This is a genomic window from Pantoea sp. X-Soil-MYKO-1785 (genome assembly GCF_059730675.1).
Map to the genome: position 1 here is coordinate 2,420,575 of NZ_AP036000.1, position 14,918 is coordinate 2,435,492.

At 57.4% G+C, this 14,918-nt stretch carries 14 protein-coding genes; 6 read left to right on the forward strand and 8 right to left on the reverse strand.

The genetic code is table 11. The features are described 5' to 3' along the window. Positions 1–179 precede the first annotated feature (179 nt). Genes AC6I8D_RS11660 through copC form a run of 3 tightly spaced genes read right to left on the reverse strand, consistent with a single transcriptional unit; the run spans position 180 to position 1,816 of the window. Positions 180–527 carry a YebY family protein gene (locus AC6I8D_RS11660; protein WP_312055739.1) on the reverse strand — a complete coding sequence of 116 codons (348 nt, stop codon included), beginning with the start codon at positions 525–527 and terminating at the stop codon, positions 180–182. 30 nt (positions 528–557) lie between these two features. Beyond that, positions 558–1,433 carry a copper homeostasis membrane protein CopD gene (copD, locus tag AC6I8D_RS11665; RefSeq protein ID WP_312757353.1) on the reverse strand — a complete coding sequence of 292 codons (876 nt, stop codon included), beginning with the start codon at positions 1,431–1,433 and terminating at the stop codon, positions 558–560. Positions 1,434–1,438: 5 nt separating this feature from the next. After that, the gene (copC, locus tag AC6I8D_RS11670) at positions 1,439–1,816 is read right to left on the reverse strand and encodes a copper homeostasis periplasmic binding protein CopC (protein ID WP_312757234.1); all 378 of its coding nucleotides are present in this window, start codon (positions 1,814–1,816) and stop codon (positions 1,439–1,441) included. Between the two features lie 151 nt (positions 1,817–1,967). Here copC and AC6I8D_RS11675 point away from each other — a divergent pair, with 151 nt between their 5' ends. Continuing rightward, positions 1,968–2,201, forward strand: coding sequence for a DNA polymerase III subunit theta (locus AC6I8D_RS11675; RefSeq protein WP_312055737.1), 234 nt, complete (start codon positions 1,968–1,970; stop codon positions 2,199–2,201). After that, positions 2,198–2,869, forward strand: a complete 672-nt coding sequence (gene exoX, locus AC6I8D_RS11680) for an exodeoxyribonuclease X (protein ID WP_312757236.1) — start codon at positions 2,198–2,200, stop codon at positions 2,867–2,869. Before AC6I8D_RS11675 ends, exoX begins: the two co-directional genes overlap by 4 nt. On the opposite strand, the gene AC6I8D_RS11685 is transcribed toward exoX, so the two are convergent. Both AC6I8D_RS11685 and AC6I8D_RS11690 read right to left on the reverse strand, forming a co-directional pair. After that, positions 2,863–4,926: a prolyl oligopeptidase family serine peptidase gene (locus tag AC6I8D_RS11685; protein WP_312757238.1), complete on the reverse strand. Its 2,064-nt coding sequence runs from the start codon at positions 4,924–4,926 to the stop codon at positions 2,863–2,865. The two genes, exoX and AC6I8D_RS11685, sit on opposite strands and share 7 nt — an antisense overlap. Positions 4,927–5,041: 115 nt before the next feature. After that, entirely contained in the window at positions 5,042–5,698 is a 657-nt protein-coding gene (locus AC6I8D_RS11690; RefSeq protein WP_312055735.1) for a tellurite resistance TerB family protein, read from the reverse strand. Positions 5,699–5,864: 166 nt separating this feature from the next. On the opposite strand from AC6I8D_RS11690, the gene purT reads away from it, so the two are divergent. Next, on the forward strand, positions 5,865–7,043 hold the full coding sequence (gene purT, locus AC6I8D_RS11695) for a formate-dependent phosphoribosylglycinamide formyltransferase (RefSeq protein WP_312757240.1): 1,179 nt from the start codon (positions 5,865–5,867) through the stop codon (positions 7,041–7,043). Positions 7,044–7,078: 35 nt separating this feature from the next. On the opposite strand, the gene AC6I8D_RS11700 is transcribed toward purT, so the two are convergent. Together AC6I8D_RS11700 and zwf are read right to left on the reverse strand one after the other, a co-directional pair. After that, positions 7,079–7,717: a bifunctional 4-hydroxy-2-oxoglutarate aldolase/2-dehydro-3-deoxy-phosphogluconate aldolase gene (locus AC6I8D_RS11700; RefSeq protein ID WP_497820229.1), complete on the reverse strand. Its 639-nt coding sequence runs from the start codon at positions 7,715–7,717 to the stop codon at positions 7,079–7,081. 201 nt (positions 7,718–7,918) lie between these two features. Then, positions 7,919–9,394: a glucose-6-phosphate dehydrogenase gene (gene zwf, locus AC6I8D_RS11705; protein ID WP_031377491.1), complete on the reverse strand. Its 1,476-nt coding sequence runs from the start codon at positions 9,392–9,394 to the stop codon at positions 7,919–7,921. 366 nt (positions 9,395–9,760) lie between these two features. On the opposite strand from zwf, the gene AC6I8D_RS11710 reads away from it, so the two are divergent. The 3 genes from AC6I8D_RS11710 (at position 9,761) to AC6I8D_RS11720 (ending at position 13,508) form a co-directional block, all read left to right on the forward strand. Continuing rightward, positions 9,761–10,639, forward strand: a complete 879-nt coding sequence (locus tag AC6I8D_RS11710) for a MurR/RpiR family transcriptional regulator (protein WP_497820230.1) — start codon at positions 9,761–9,763, stop codon at positions 10,637–10,639. 107 nt (positions 10,640–10,746) lie between these two features. Further along, complete coding sequence (gene pyk, locus AC6I8D_RS11715; protein WP_031377493.1) at positions 10,747–12,189, forward strand: pyruvate kinase; 1,443 nt, start codon at positions 10,747–10,749, stop codon at positions 12,187–12,189. Positions 12,190–12,275: 86 nt separating this feature from the next. Beyond that, on the forward strand, positions 12,276–13,508 hold the full coding sequence (locus AC6I8D_RS11720; protein ID WP_497820231.1) for an MFS transporter: 1,233 nt from the start codon (positions 12,276–12,278) through the stop codon (positions 13,506–13,508). 334 nt (positions 13,509–13,842) lie between these two features. Here the strand turns inward: AC6I8D_RS11720 and lpxM are convergent, their stop codons facing one another. Continuing rightward, positions 13,843–14,817 carry a lauroyl-Kdo(2)-lipid IV(A) myristoyltransferase gene (gene lpxM / locus AC6I8D_RS11725; protein WP_497820232.1) on the reverse strand — a complete coding sequence of 325 codons (975 nt, stop codon included), beginning with the start codon at positions 14,815–14,817 and terminating at the stop codon, positions 13,843–13,845. Positions 14,818–14,918: the final 101 nt, after the last annotated feature.

Sequence of the window (14,918 nt, forward strand, 5' to 3'; positions counted from 1 at the left end):
AGCCGTGCGCTAAAAGTTGGCATTCTTGCAGGCGGTTTCGCCTTGCAAGTTAAGATTAGAACAGCGCGCGGGTTTTGCCAGTCAGCGCGAGGCTTAGGGCCGGAAACTGAAACAGTTTGTGATCGCAACGGCAGAAAACAGCAGAATTCAGGTGCAGCGCAGCGCTGCACCCGGCGGGTTTATTTACCGCACAGCGCCTGGGTGCGCTCAACAATCGGCTGCAGGCTCATCATATGGCCTGGATTGGCTTTATCTTCGCTCTGAATCACGCTGATCGGCTGAGCTTTTACCTGTTTGGTTTTGAACAGCTGATCCGCTTTGTCATTCAACGGATATTGCATCAGAGTGCTGGGGTTGATGGCAAACAGTGAACCGTCTTTCTCACAGGTCAGCATCACCTCTTCGCGGTTAAACGGCCACTTGTCTTTGCCGATTTCAAAGCGGCTGACGGTAATGATCTGCGCCGCCAGCGCCTGGCCGCATACGGATAACAACAGGACTGCGGGAATCACTTTCTTCAGCAACATAACTTACCTTTACGCATTTCTTAATAATATTCAGGCTGGCGACAGCGTGGCAAAAACGCTGACCAGCCCAACCACTCCACATGCCAGCAGCAGTTCAAGCTGGGTCATGCGGATAAATTTTTGCTGCGTCCCACTGCCCGCCAGACGGAAGCGTGGCACCAGCCAGTAACGGTTAATCAGCGCCACCAGCACCATCAATGCCACCAGCACTACTTTCCACAGCAATAAAGCCACGTAACGTGAATCGGGCCACGCCAGCGGCCAGCCGAGGATCAGCAGGCTGTTGATCATCCCGGTCAGCAGGGTTAACGCCACGGCCAGATGACCATAACGGGAAAAACGCATCATGGTGCGGATGGCGTCAGTACGGCGATCGATCTGACGCGCTTCGCGCATCAACAGCAGCAGCGGTAATAAACCGCCGGCCCAGAACGCCGCGCCAGTCAGATGCAACGCCTGATTGGTCTGCTGCAGCGCGCCAGGCCAGCCTTCGCGCATCGCTGCGTGTCCGGTTAAAGCCAGAGCGGCCAGTTGCAGCACGCCCGCCAGCAGCAGTGTCTGCACGCGCAATCGGCCCTTCAGCCACAGCCCAGCGACGGCCAGCACGCCGAATAGCATTTCCCACTGCCACACCGCGCCGAAACGGGTGCCGAGCACCGCCAGCCAGATCGCGCCATCGGTCAGATTGGCACTGTCGCCGCTCATCAATACGTTCTGACAGCCCAGCATTGCCAGTGCGCTCAGCAGCGCCAGCCACGCGCTCCACTGCAACAACGGATTTAAGCAGATCGTCAACCGTGGACGATAGCGCGCCGGTGCCAGCAGCGCGCAATAACATGCGCTGGCGGTTAGCAGCATCAGGGCGGCAAAATGCAACCCGCGCAGCATCAGCCAGACGAAGTCCACCACGATTATTTCACGCTGAAGCGGTAGCTTCCTGAGGTTTTATGCCCATCGACCGACAGCACATGCCAGTTAACCCGGTAACTACCGGCGTTAAGTGGCTGAGGCAGATCGACAATCAGACGACTGGCGTGCTGTGGCTCGACACGCACTTTACCGGTTGCCACCGGCTGTTGGGCCGCATCCAGCAAGGTCACGCCGCTGAACGCCGCCTCGATATCTTCGCTAAAATTGAGCGTCAGCGCATCGGTTGAATGGGTCAACTGCGCGTCAGCCACCGGGCTTGATGACTGAAGATGCGCATGGGCCAGCGCAGACTGACTAAAGGCGAAGCCTGCGGCCACCGCTAGCGCAATCATCATGCGGGAAACAGGTTTTTTCTGCATAAGATCATCCTTTTAACAACCGTTGACGCGACAAACGTGGCGAAAGGATACGCTGCTCTATTTGTGGTGTCGAGGCCAGCGATGCGATCCTTAACCCTTGATTCAGGCCGGCGAAAACATTACTTTTGCCCCACATCATCAGGAGAACACTATGAGCCATAACCTTGCCCAGCTATCCCGGGAAGAGAAAGACAAAATCAATGTCGATCTGGCGGCAGCGGGCGTGGCGTTCAAAGAGCGCTATAACATGCCGGTGGTCGCAGAGATGGTCGCACAGGAACAACCAGAAGCCCTGCGCGACTGGTTTCGCCAGCGTCTGATGCACTATCGCCAGGCCTCACTCAGCCTGTCGCGTCTGCCTTATGAACCGAAGATGAAACAATGATATTACGCGTAATTGATACTGAAACCTGCGGCCTGCAGGGCGGCGTGGTGGAAGTGGCCTCGGTCGACGTGATCAACGGTCAGATAGTCAATCCGATGAGCGACCTGATCCTGCCCGACCGCCCTATCAGCCGTCAGGCGATGGCGGTGCATCGCATTACCGAAGCGATGGTGGCCGACAAGCCGACCATTGAACAGGCGATCTCCCGCTACCACGGCAGCGCGTTCTACGTGGCGCATAACGCCAGTTTTGACCGCCGCATGCTGCCGGAAATGTACGGAGAGTGGATCTGCACCATGCAGCTGGCGCGTCAGCTGTGGCCAGGGATTAAATATGGCAACCAGGCGCTACGGCACTCGCTGAAGCTGGACGTGACGCCACCGGCGGATCTGCATGCGCACCGCGCGCTGTATGACTGTTATGTTACCGCCGCGCTGTTGATTCGCATCATGGAGACCTCGGGCTGGAGCGCCTCCGAAATGATTGTGCGGTCGCAACCGGCAGCCCAGCGCGACGATATTCTGCCGTTCGGCAAATACCGCGGCCAGGCGATTGCGGTGATCGCCCGTAAAGATCCGGGCTACCTGAAATGGATGCTGGATAACGTGACCGATCTGCGCCCGCCATTACGGCAGGCGCTGCGTAAATACCTCAGTGAGGCTCAGTAATCCCCGGTCGGCGGTAGCGTGCCCTGTGCCAGCCCGAGAATAAACGTGTACTCCATCGCCACCCCTTCATAGGCTTTATAGCGACCGGACTTGCCGCCGTGGCCGGCATCCATGTCGGTACACAGCAGCAGCAGGTTATTATCGGTTTTCAGCGACCTCAGCTTCGCCACCCATTTGGCCGGTTCCCAGTACTGCACCTGCGAGTCGTGCAGGCCGGTGGTCACCAGCAGATGCGGATAGGCTTTGGCTTCAATATTGTCGTAGGGGCTGTACTGGCGGATGTAGTGATAATATTCCGCCTGCTCAGGATTGCCCCACTCGTCATATTCTCCGGTGGTGAGCGGGATCGACTCATCCAGCATGGTGGTCACCACATCGACAAACGGTACCTGCGCCACCACGCCATGGAAACGCTGCGGTGCCATGTTGATCACCGCGCCCATCAGCAGGCCACCGGCGCTGCCGCCCATCGCGTAGAGTCTTTCAGGATGACCGAATCCACGCGCCACCAGCGCGTTAGTCACGTCGATAAAATCGGTGAAGCTGTTCATCTTCTTCAGCAGGCGGCCCGCGTCATACCATTGCTGGCCTAACTCGCCGCCGCCGCGTACCTGAACCAGCGCGTAGACAAAACCGCGATCCAGCAGACTCAGGCGGCTGACGCTGAAATCGGCGTCCATGCTGCTGCCATAGGCCCCGTAGCCATACACCAGCATCGGATTCTGACCAGGCTGATAATATTTGCGGTGATACACCAGCGAGACCGGCACTTCCGTACCATCAGTGACTTTAATCCAGTGATGCTCACTTTTATAATCGTCCGCATTGAAGCCTTTGACCGCGCTCTGCTTGAGGATGCGGCGCTCGCCGGTATCCATATCCAGCTCAAACAGCGTGGTCGGCGTGGTCATTGAGGAGTAGCCGTAGCGCAGTTTACTGGTGCGTGGCGTCGGGTTGTAGGCCAGCCAGGTGACATAGGTCGGATCGTCAAAGGCGATGCCGCTGTTTTCGCCGCTGGCCCAGTTGATCTGCCGCAGGCTGGTCAGCCCGCGCTGCCGCTCCTCCACCACCAGCCAGTCGCGGAACAGCTGGAAATCTTCCATTACCACATGATCGCGCGCCGGGATCAGCGTCTCCCAGCGGGATTCCGCCAGATAACGGGTGCGATAAAGCCCGAAGTTCTTGCCGTCACGGTTGGACCGGATAAAAAACTGATGATCGTAGTGATCGAGGCTGTACTCATGATCGCGGCGGCGCGGCAGGAATACGTGCGGCTGCGCATCCGGAAAGTTAGCGTCAATCAGCTGAATTTCGCTGGTGGTGGTGCTGTATAGCGCGATCAGGATGAACTGCTTAGAGGTAGTTTTGTGCACGCTGAGGTGATAAGTATCATCCTGCTCTTCATACACCAGCTGGTCGTCGGACTGCGGCGTACCCAGTTCATGCCGCCACACCTGATAAGAGAGCAGCGTCTGCGGATGTTTCTGCACATAGTAGACGGTACGGGAGTCGTTGCCCCAGGCGAAGCTGGATGAGGCATTGCTCAGCACTTCGGGATACCAGCTGCCGCTCAGCAGATTGCGGAAGCGAATGCCATATTGCCGCCGCGACAGGAAATCTTCGGCCAGCGCCATTACCTGATTATCCGGGCTGATGTGCAGTGCGCCCATGGTGTAGAACTCACTGTGGGAGGCGCGCTGATTGGCATCCAGCAGCAGCGTCCACTCATCCGACGCCCCGCTGGCGGCGGGCTGGCGATAATAAGCCGGATATTCATTGCCGCTCTGATAGCGACTCTGATAACGATACCCGTTCTTCACATAGGGCACCGAATGGTCTTCCGGCGGCAGACGGTCAATGATCTCCTTCAGCACCCGCTCCTGCAGCGGTTGCTGAGTGGACATGATTTTGCGGCCATAGTTATTTTCAGCCCGCAGGTAATCAAGTACCTCGCTATCTTCACGTTTGTCGTCGCGTAGCCAGTAGTAGTTATCGACGCGCGTTTCACCATGCAGCGTCATCTCATGCGGTATTTTCTTTGCGATGGGTGCTTTCATGACATCCGTCTCCGTGAAAGTAATGATCTGTAAGCGTGGCACCAAAGGCGCAGGAAGCCAAGCATCAGCTGGTACGGAAACAGCAAGCTGGCCACCGGCAGTGGCCAGTGGGGGGTTAACTGGCAGGCAGGCGGGCCTTCTCCGCCACGATATCCTGTTGGATCCCATCACGGACATCCTGCGGGATTTTAAGCGCGTCGCCGAGCGCTGACAGATAGCTGCGTTCCATGAAGTGGTCGACGTCAATCGCAGCGCAGCTCAGGAAATAGAGTTCCAGTGCCTCTTCTTCGTTCTTTACGCCAGCCGCCAGCCACTGCGGATCGAGCGGTCGGCTCATCGCTTGCTGGATCAGCTGTTCGGCATCTTTGCCGTAGCCGGACTGCTGAATGTTCTGCTCAATCGCCGCGCGTTCCTGATCGTCGATGTGACCGTCGCTCTTGGCAGCAAACACCAGCGCGGTGACCAGCCGCTCCGCCCGCAGGTCGACCGGGGTCTGCGCCACGCCAAAGTCAGGCTCGTCCTGATGCGTTTCGCGCACCCGCTGTTTGTATTTATTCCACAGCAGCGCGCCAGCGGCGGCACCGCCGCCGATAATCAGCGCTTTGCCGCCATACTGAGTTAACAGTTTGCGTGACGATTTACTGGAAATCAGCATACCCGCCAGACCGCCTAACGCGCCCGGTGCCAGCATATCGCTTAAGCCCCCGCCAGACTGACTGTTACCGCCCTTCTTTGCCAGTACCGACTGAATCTGTTGTAACCAGTTATTCATCTTCCACTCCTGTTTTAGATGGTAGTCAGCCATCCTGACGAAAAAGATGTCAGGAAACGTCAGAGCGGGAAAAGTACGGCAAAACAGCCGCCAGCGGGCAGGAAAGATGAGAACGCAAACGTTTTCGTTTATACTGCGCGCGCATTTTGACTGCTTAGGTGAATTTATGACGACTCTCGGAACAGCGCTGCGCCCTGCGGCCACGCGCGTGATGTTATTAGGTTCAGGTGAACTGGGTAAAGAAGTGGCGCTGGAGTGTCAGCGTCTGGGTGTGGAAGTGATTGCTGTCGATCGCTATGCCGATGCCCCGGCGATGCACGTGGCGCATCGCAGCCATGTGATCAACATGCTGGATGGCGACGCGCTGGCCGCGCTGATCGCCCAGGAGAAGCCTGACTTCGTGGTGCCGGAAATCGAAGCCATCGCCACCGATAAACTGGTTGAGCTGGAGCAGCAAGGCCAGCGTGTGGTGCCAACCGCACGCGCCGCGCAGCTGACCATGAACCGCGAAGGCATTCGCCGTCTGGCAGCCGAAGAGCTGTCGCTGCCGACCTCCCGTTACCGCTTCGCCGACAGTAAAGCGCGTTTCGATCAGGCTGCCGCAGAGATCGGTTTTCCCTGCATCGTAAAACCGGTGATGAGTTCATCCGGCAAAGGCCAGAGCTTTATCCGCGATGCCAGTCAGCTGGACCGTGCATGGGAATATGCGCAGCAAGGCGGTCGTGCCGGTGCCGGTCGGGTCATCGTCGAAGGGGTGGTGGCGTTTGATTTTGAAATTACCCTGCTGACCATCAGTGCAGTCGATGGCATTCATTTCTGCGCGCCGATTGGTCATCGTCAGGAAGACGGCGATTACCGTGAGTCCTGGCAGCCGCAGCAGATGAGCGATCTGGCGCTGCAGCGGGCGCAGACGATTGCGGCTCAGGTGGTGAAGGCGCTGGGCGGCTACGGTCTGTTTGGCGTTGAGCTGTTCGTCTGTGGCGATGAGGTGGTGTTCAGCGAGGTGTCGCCACGTCCGCATGATACCGGTATGGTCACCCTGATTTCGCAGGATCTGTCGGAGTTTGCACTGCACGTGCGCGCTTTTCTTGGCTTACCGATTGGCGGCATCCGCCAGTATGGTCCGGCTGCGTCGGCGGTGATCCTGCCGCAGCTGACCAGCCAGAATGTGCAGTTCGTCAACGTCGACGCGGCGCTGGGTGCCGGTCTGCAACTGCGACTGTTCGGCAAGCCGGAGATCAGCGGTCAGCGTCGGTTAGGCGTGGCGCTTGCCAGCGGTGAGACCACCGACCAGGCGATTGCGCGCGCCGTTGCCAGCGCGGCTGCGGTGACGGTCGAGGGATAACTCCACGGCGGTGAGCCGGTGCTCACCGCCTGCTCTTACTTCGCCCCTTCCACTGCCTCACGCGCCAGTCGGGAAATCCGATCCCAGTCGCCGGTTTCCAGCGCATCGTTTGGCACCAGCCAAGACCCGCCAATACACAGCACGCTTTTCAGCGCCAGATAGTCACGGTAGTTGGCCGGAGAAATGCCACCGGTCGGGCAGAAACGCACCTGCGGGAAAGGCCCGCCAATCGCCTGCAGCGCTTTCACGCCACCGTTGGCTTCCGCCGGGAAGAATTTGAATTCACGCAGGCCGTAATCCATACCGGTCATCAGTTCAGAAACGGTGCTGATGCCAGGAATTAACGGCACCGGCCCTTCGACGGCGGCTTTGAGTAATGATTCGGTGACGCCAGGGCTGATAATAAACTGCGCGCCCGCATCGGTTACTTCCTGCAACTGCTGGGGATTGATCACCGTACCGGCACCGACAATCGCCTCAGGCACCTGTTTGATCATCGCCCGCAGTGCATCCATCGCTACCGGGGTGCGCAGCGTCACTTCCAGCACCCTGACGCCGCCCGCGACCAGCGCTTTCGCCATCGGAACCGCGTGTTCCAGCTTGTTTACCACGATCACCGGCACGACCGGTCCGGTGGTCAGAATCTGTTCGGCACTCGTTTTCCAGTTTTTCATCACTTCCCCTTGCTTGATAACACCGGGATTAGCGGCCCGGTCATGGAGCATCGGCTCCTGCCCTGTAATTGCGCCACTACCATACAGGATCCGCTTCCTGAGCGTCTATCGCCTCAAACGATTTTTGAAACGCCAGTTCACTTTTCCATAATCGCGCCGGACAAAAAAAAGGCCCGCACGGTGCGGGCCTTAAACGTTCAGTTATTCAAACTCGTTCCACGAACGACCATCGCGGGTGATCATCGCCACTGAGGCAACCGGGCCCCAGGTCCCGGCCTGATACGGTTTGGAGGAATCGCCATCCGCCGCCCAGGCTTCAATGATCGAATCGACATAGGTCCAGGCCGCTTCGACTTCATCACGACGGACAAACAGCGCCTGAATGCCGCGCATGCTTTCCAGCAGCAGGCGTTCATACGCGTCGGCCAGATGTGACTGGTTAAAGGTTTCGGAGTAGCTTAAATCGAGTTTGGTGGTCTGCAGCTTATGCTTGTGATCGAGGCCTGGCACTTTGTTCAGGATTTCGATATCCACCCCTTCGTCCGGCTGCAGACGAATGGTCAGCTTGTTCTGTGGCAGTTCTGAGTAAGAATCTTTGAACAGGTTCATCTCAGGGTTTTTGAAGTAGACCACCACTTCAGAACATTTGGTCGGTAAACGCTTACCGGTGCGCAGATAGAACGGCACGCCCGCCCAGCGCCAGTTGTCGATATCCACGCGGATGGCGACGAAGGTTTCAGTGGCGCTCGATTTGTTCGCGCCCTCTTCTTCCAGGTAGCCCGGCACTTTTTTGCCCTGCACGAAGCCGGCGGTGTACTGGCCACGTACGGTTTTCTCACGCACGTTGGTCTGATCGATACGGCGCAGTGAACGCAGCACCTTCACTTTTTCATCACGGATGCTGTCAGCGCTGAGATCGGAAGGCGGCGACATGGCGATCATGGTCAGAATCTGCAGCAGGTGGTTCTGGATCATGTCACGCATCTGGCCCGCTTTGTCGAAGTAACCCCAGCGACCTTCAATCCCCACCTCTTCCGCCACGGTGATCTGTACGTGGTCAATGGTGCGGTTATCCCAGTTATTGACGAAAATCGAGTTGGCAAAGCGCAGGGCTAACAGATTCAGTACCGTCTCTTTGCCCAGATAGTGGTCAATACGGAACACCTGGCTCTCATCGAAATATTCGCCGACGCTGTCGTTAATTTCCTGTGAGGTTTCCAGTGAGGTGCCGAGCGGCTTCTCCATTACCACGCGCGCCGGTTTGGCATTCAGCTTCGCAGTACCCAAACCCTGACAAATGGCGCCGAAGGTGCTGGGTGGCATAGCAAAATAGTTGATGGTGGTGCGTTTTTTCTGATCCAGCATCTTGCCCAGTTTCGGGAAGTGCGTGGTGTCGTTGACATCGAGGTTGCAGAAGTCGAGACGGCCGCTGAGCTTATCCCACAGCGCTTCGTCAATCTTCTCCTTCATGAAGGTTTCCAGCGCTTCACGTACCACTTTGGTGTATTCCGCTTTGTCCCACTCGGCACGGCCTACGCCAATGATGCGGGTCTCTTCGTGAATCTGACCCGCTTTTTCTAACTGATACAGTGAAGGCAACAGTTTACGGCGTGCAAGATCGCCTTTGGCACCGAAAATCACCAGATCGCATGCCTGGGCTGTTTGTGTAACCGCCATTTTCCTCTCCTCGTTGCAGGATAATCCGATGGTGATGCATCCTCTGCCACCGGGTCCAGGTTGTTATTTTCTTTCAGCACAATGTACTTTTTTCCCCGCGCCAGGTAAACCGACGCGCCGGGTCAACCGCATTAACTCTGTACCGGATAGCCTCAGCGCGTGTGATGACACGTGCGCATTTCAGCTTTTTTTCTGTGTCTGATGTTGTCAGCGAAAATCCGGCCGCCGTCAAAGTATGCCAAAAAAAGCCGTACCCGACTTATCCGGCCTTGCGCCCGACCGGCGCTAACGCGATATAGTCTCTGTTAATGGCTGCCGACGACAGCAATAATTGAAATTGATAAAAGTGATAATGGTCATCCACTTATGAATATGCTGGAAAAGATTGAGGCGCAGCAGGCTGCGCTGAGTAAAGCGGAACAGAAAGTCGCCGGGCAGATTCTGGCTGCACCGCAGGCCGCAATGCACTCCAGCATCGCCACCCTCGCGCGGGCAGCGGGCGTGAGCGAACCCACGGTCAACCGCTTCTGTCACCGGCTGGGCGCACGCGGCTTTCCCGACCTCAAACTGCAACTGGCGCAGAGTCTGGTAAAAGGCAGCAACTGGGTCAGTCGTGGCGTGGAGCAGCACGACAACGTGGAGAACTACAGCCACAAAATCTTCGATTCGGCGCTGGCGGGTTTGCAGCAGGTGCGCGACCAGCTGGATACCGAACGCCTGCAGCAGGCGGTGACGCTGCTGACCGGCGCCAGTAAGCTGGCGTTTTTTGGCCTTGGCGCCTCGGCGGTGGTGGCGCATGACGCCTTCACCAAATTTCTGCGCTTTGATTTACCGGTCATCTGGTCGGACGATATTGTGATCCAGCGCATGAGTTGTATAAATAGTCGAGCCGGTGACGTTTTTGTTCTCATTTCACATACTGGCCGCACAAAAAATATGGTAGAACTGGCTCGCCTGGCCCGTGTAAACGGTTCCACCGTTATTGCCATCACCTCTCCCGATTCGCCCCTTGCCGATGAAGCCGCGCTGGCTTTAGTGCTTGATGTGCCGGAAGACACTGATGTCTATCTACCGATGGTGTCGCGCCTGGCGCAGTTAACCGTGATCGATGTGCTGGCGACCGGTTTTACCCTGGAACGCGGGACGCCTTTTCGGGAAAACCTCAAACGCGTAAAACAGGCGTTAAAAGCGTCGCGTTACGAAAAGCACGCCCTTCGGGAAGCCGATACACAACAAAATAATTAACATCACATTTACAATGTGAGTCGTATCACAGCCCATCGATCATATAGAATAGCTAACCATGCCGTGTCCGCCGACCAGGACCGGCTTATTTGTTAACGGAGTCCTTCATGTCAAGACGTCTCAGAAGAACCAAGATCGTAACAACCCTCGGCCCGGCTACCGATCGTGATAATAACCTTGAAAAAATCATCGCGGCCGGCGCAAACGTTGTGCGACTCAACTTCTCCCACGGCACGCCAGAAGATCACCAGATTCGTGCAGATAAAGTGCGTGAGATTGCGGCAAAACTGGGTCGCCATGTGGCGATCCTCGGTGACCTGCAGGGTCCAAAAATTCGCGTATCGACCTTCAAAGAAGGCAAAGTTTTCCTCAACATCGGCGATCGCTTCCTGCTGGATGCCAGCCTCGGTAAAGGCGAAGGCGACAAAGAGCGCGTCGGTATCGACTACAAAGGCCTGCCGGCAGATGTGGTGCCGGGCGACATCCTGCTGCTGGATGATGGTCGCGTGCAGCTGAAAGTGCTGGAAGTTCAGGAGATGAAAGTGTTCACCGAAGTCACCGTCGGTGGCCCGCTGTCGAACAATAAAGGGATTAACAAGCTGGGCGGCGGCCTGTCGGCCGAAGCGCTGACCGAAAAAGACAAAGCGGACATTATCACCGCGGCGAAAATTAAGGTCGACTATCTGGCGGTCTCCTTCCCACGCTGCGGCGAAGACATGAACTATGCCCGCCGTCTGGCTCGTGAAGCGGGTTGTGATGCGAAGCTGGTGGCGAAAGTTGAACGTGCCGAAGCGGTCGCCAGTCAGGAAGCGATGGATGACATTATTCTCGCCTCGGATGTGGTGATGGTCGCGCGTGGCGACCTCGGCGTTGAGATTGGCGATCCGGAACTGGTCGGCATTCAGAAGGCGTTAATTCGTCGCGCCCGCCAGCTCAACCGCACCATCATCACCGCCACCCAGATGATGGAGTCGATGATTACCAACCCGATGCCGACCCGCGCGGAAGTGATGGACGTGGCGAACGCGGTGCTGGACGGGACCGATGCGGTGATGCTGTCAGCAGAAACCGCTGCCGGTCAGTATCCGGCAGAAACCGTCTCGGCGATGGCCAAAGTTTGCCTCGGCGCGGAGAAGATCCCGAGTGTTAACGTCTCTAAACACCGTCTCGACGTGCAGTTCGACAACGTAGAAGAAGCGATTGCGATGTCGTCGATGTATGCCGCTAACCACCTGCAGGGTGTAACCGCCATCATCACCATGACCGAATCTGGCCGCACCCCGCTGATGACTTCACGTATCACCTCGGGCCTGCCGATTTTTGCCATGTCGCGTCATGAGCGCACTCTCAACCTGACTGCGCTGTATCGTGGCGTGACGCCGGTGTTCTTTGACAGCAACAATGACGGCGTGGCCGCCGCGCACGATGCAGTCAACCTGCTGCGCGATAAGGGCTTCCTGGTATCAGGTGACCTGGTTATCGTCACTCAGGGCGACGTAATGGGCGCCACCGGCACCACCAATACCACGCGCGTGCTGCGCGTGGATTAATTGCCCCCCGGGTTAACATTGCCGGTGTAGAATAGAAGACGCGACTGCCTGCCAGTCGCGTTTTTCTTTTCTGACAAGGAGGCCAGATGGCCCGTTTCCACCCCATCAGCCAGCTTACCGGCCGAATTTTGTTGTTTCCTCTGGCGTTAGTCCTGTTCGAATTCGCAACCTACATTGCCCACGACATGATCCAGCCCGGCATGCTGATCGTCACGGCGGAATTTGATGTCGGCCCGGAATGGGTATCGACCTCGCTGACCGCCTACCTGATTGGCGGCGTGGTGCTGCAGTGGCTGCTCGGTCCGCTCTCCGATAAGTTTGGTCGCCGGCCGGTGATGCTTGCCGGCATTCTGTTTTTTGCCGCCGCCTGCATTCTCACCCACTGGGTCAGCTCGATTGAGGAGTTTGTCAGCCTGCGCTTTGTGCAGGGGATCAGCCTGTGCTTTATCGGCGCGGTCGGCTATGCCGCGATTCAGGAGGCGTTTGATGAAGCACTGGCGGTGAGGATGATGGCGCTGATGGCTAACGTTGCGCTGCTGGCCCCGCTGGCCGGTCCGCTGGCGGGCGCGGCGTGGCTGACCGTGGGCAGCTGGCGCAGCATGTTCTGGCTGTTCGCCGGCTGTAGCCTGCTGGCCTTTGTGGTGCTGTGGCGAGTGATGCCGGAAACTGCCGGCGACCGCAGTCATTCCATCGCCCTGCCGAATCTGGCCCGTAACTACGGACGACTGATGAAAGATCGGCTGGTAATGACTGGATCGTTCGCCATCGGGCTGGTGTTTATCCCGATCCTCACCTGGGTTGCGCTGTCGCCGGTGATCCTGATGCACGACGAAGGGCTGTCGCGCATGCAGTACGCGCTGCTGCAGCTGCCGGTGTTCCTGGCGATGATTGCCGGTAACCTGACGCTGAGCAAGCTGGCGGGACGGGTGCCGATTGAGCAGCCGGTAAAGTTTGCTGCCTGGCCGATTCTGATCGGACTGAGCCTGGCGCTGCTGGCCAGTCTGCTCAACAGCCACGGCTATCTGCTGATTACCGCCGGTCTCAGCCTGTACGCCTTTGGTGCGGGCATGGTAAACGCCGGACTCTACCGCCTGACGCTCTACGCCAGCAATGAAGGCAAAGGCAGCGTAGCGGCGATGCTGGGGATGATCAGCATTCTGACGCTGGCAATCGGCATTGAACTGGCGAAAAGCGGCTACTTCAGCGGCGGTACGCTGTGGTTCTGTCTGATTAACTTTATCAGCGGCGTACTGTGGTTTGGTCTGGTGATCCTGTTTATGCGGGAACGCAAACGGCGTAGCAGGCTGGAAGCGTTATAACAAGGCCGCAACCAGGGGTTTGCCTTGCGCAGCCAGCTGAGAAACGTTAAGCAATGAGGCATACGCCGGGAAAGCATAGCGGGCGATGGACAAAAACGTCGGAAGCATTTTTGAACAACGCAAAGCGTTGGCCCGGTGCGGGCGCACCCAGGGGATGAGGTGCGTCATTGCCCGCGCTGAGCCTGCCGTGGCTGGCGGGTTTTGCGTCTTTGCGGGGCGTATACTCCCTGAGCCTGCTGTGTGCGATCTGAGCCTGCTGCCTGAGCATTCTCCGTTTCACAGCTGAGTGGCGCGAACTTCAGGATCAAAAAAGGCCGCTTTCGCGGCCTTTTTACTATTTGCGTGGGTAGAGCTCTTTCCGTGAATAGGGCTCGATGTCCCCTTCTTTGCGCGTTTTCAGCAGCTTCAGGATCCAGGTGTACTGTTCCGGATGCGGGCGCACAAATATCTCTACCTCTTCATTCATCCGGCGCGCCAGCTGATGGTCATCCGCGTCCAGCAGATCGTCCATTGGTGGCCGCACATAGATTTCCAGCTTATGCGTGTCGCTGTTATAGACCGGAAACAGCGGCACAACGCGGGCGCGGCACACTTTCATCAGTCGGCCGACCGCGGGCAGTGTCGCTTTATAGGTAGCGAAAAAGTCGACGAACTCGCTGTGTTCAGCACCGTGATCCTGATCGGGCAGATAGTAGCCCCAGTAGCCCTGACGAATCGAACTGATAAACGGTTTAATGCCGTCATTACGGGCATGCAGCCGGCCGCCATAGCGGCGACGCGCGGTGTTCCAGGCATAGTCCATCAGCGGATCGCTTTGGTTGTGGAACATCGCTGCCATCTTCTGTCCTTCTGACGCCAGCAGCATGGCGGGAATATCCACCGCCCAGCCGTGGGGGACCAAAAAAATGACGTTGTGCTGCTCTGCCTGCATCTGGTCAATAATTTCACGGCCGTGCCACTCTACGCGCTCGCGAATTCGCGCCGGATCGCGCAGCACTAATTCGGTCATCATTGCCATCGCCTGCGGTGCCGTGGCAAACATCTCATCAACCAGCGTGGCACGCTGGGTTTCACTCAGTTCCGGCAGGCAATAGTAGAGGTTAATCAGGGCGCGTCGACGGGCGCCTTTTGCCAGTTTGCCGGCAAAGCGGCCTAACCGACCCAGCAGCGGATCGCGCACTTTCGGCGGTAACATCGCCATCGCGGCCAGTCCACCAATCGCCAGCCAGCTTCCCCAGTATTTAGGTTTGAGAAATGAACGTTCAAAAACGGGAATAAATTCAGCGTTATTTTTTTTTCGGGTTTCCATGCACTCGCCTCAAGCAATGACCGGCTAATGATAGTGACGACAGGCAAATTTGCAATCATCGTGCGCCAGATATAAAAAAACCGACGGGATTGCCGTCGGTT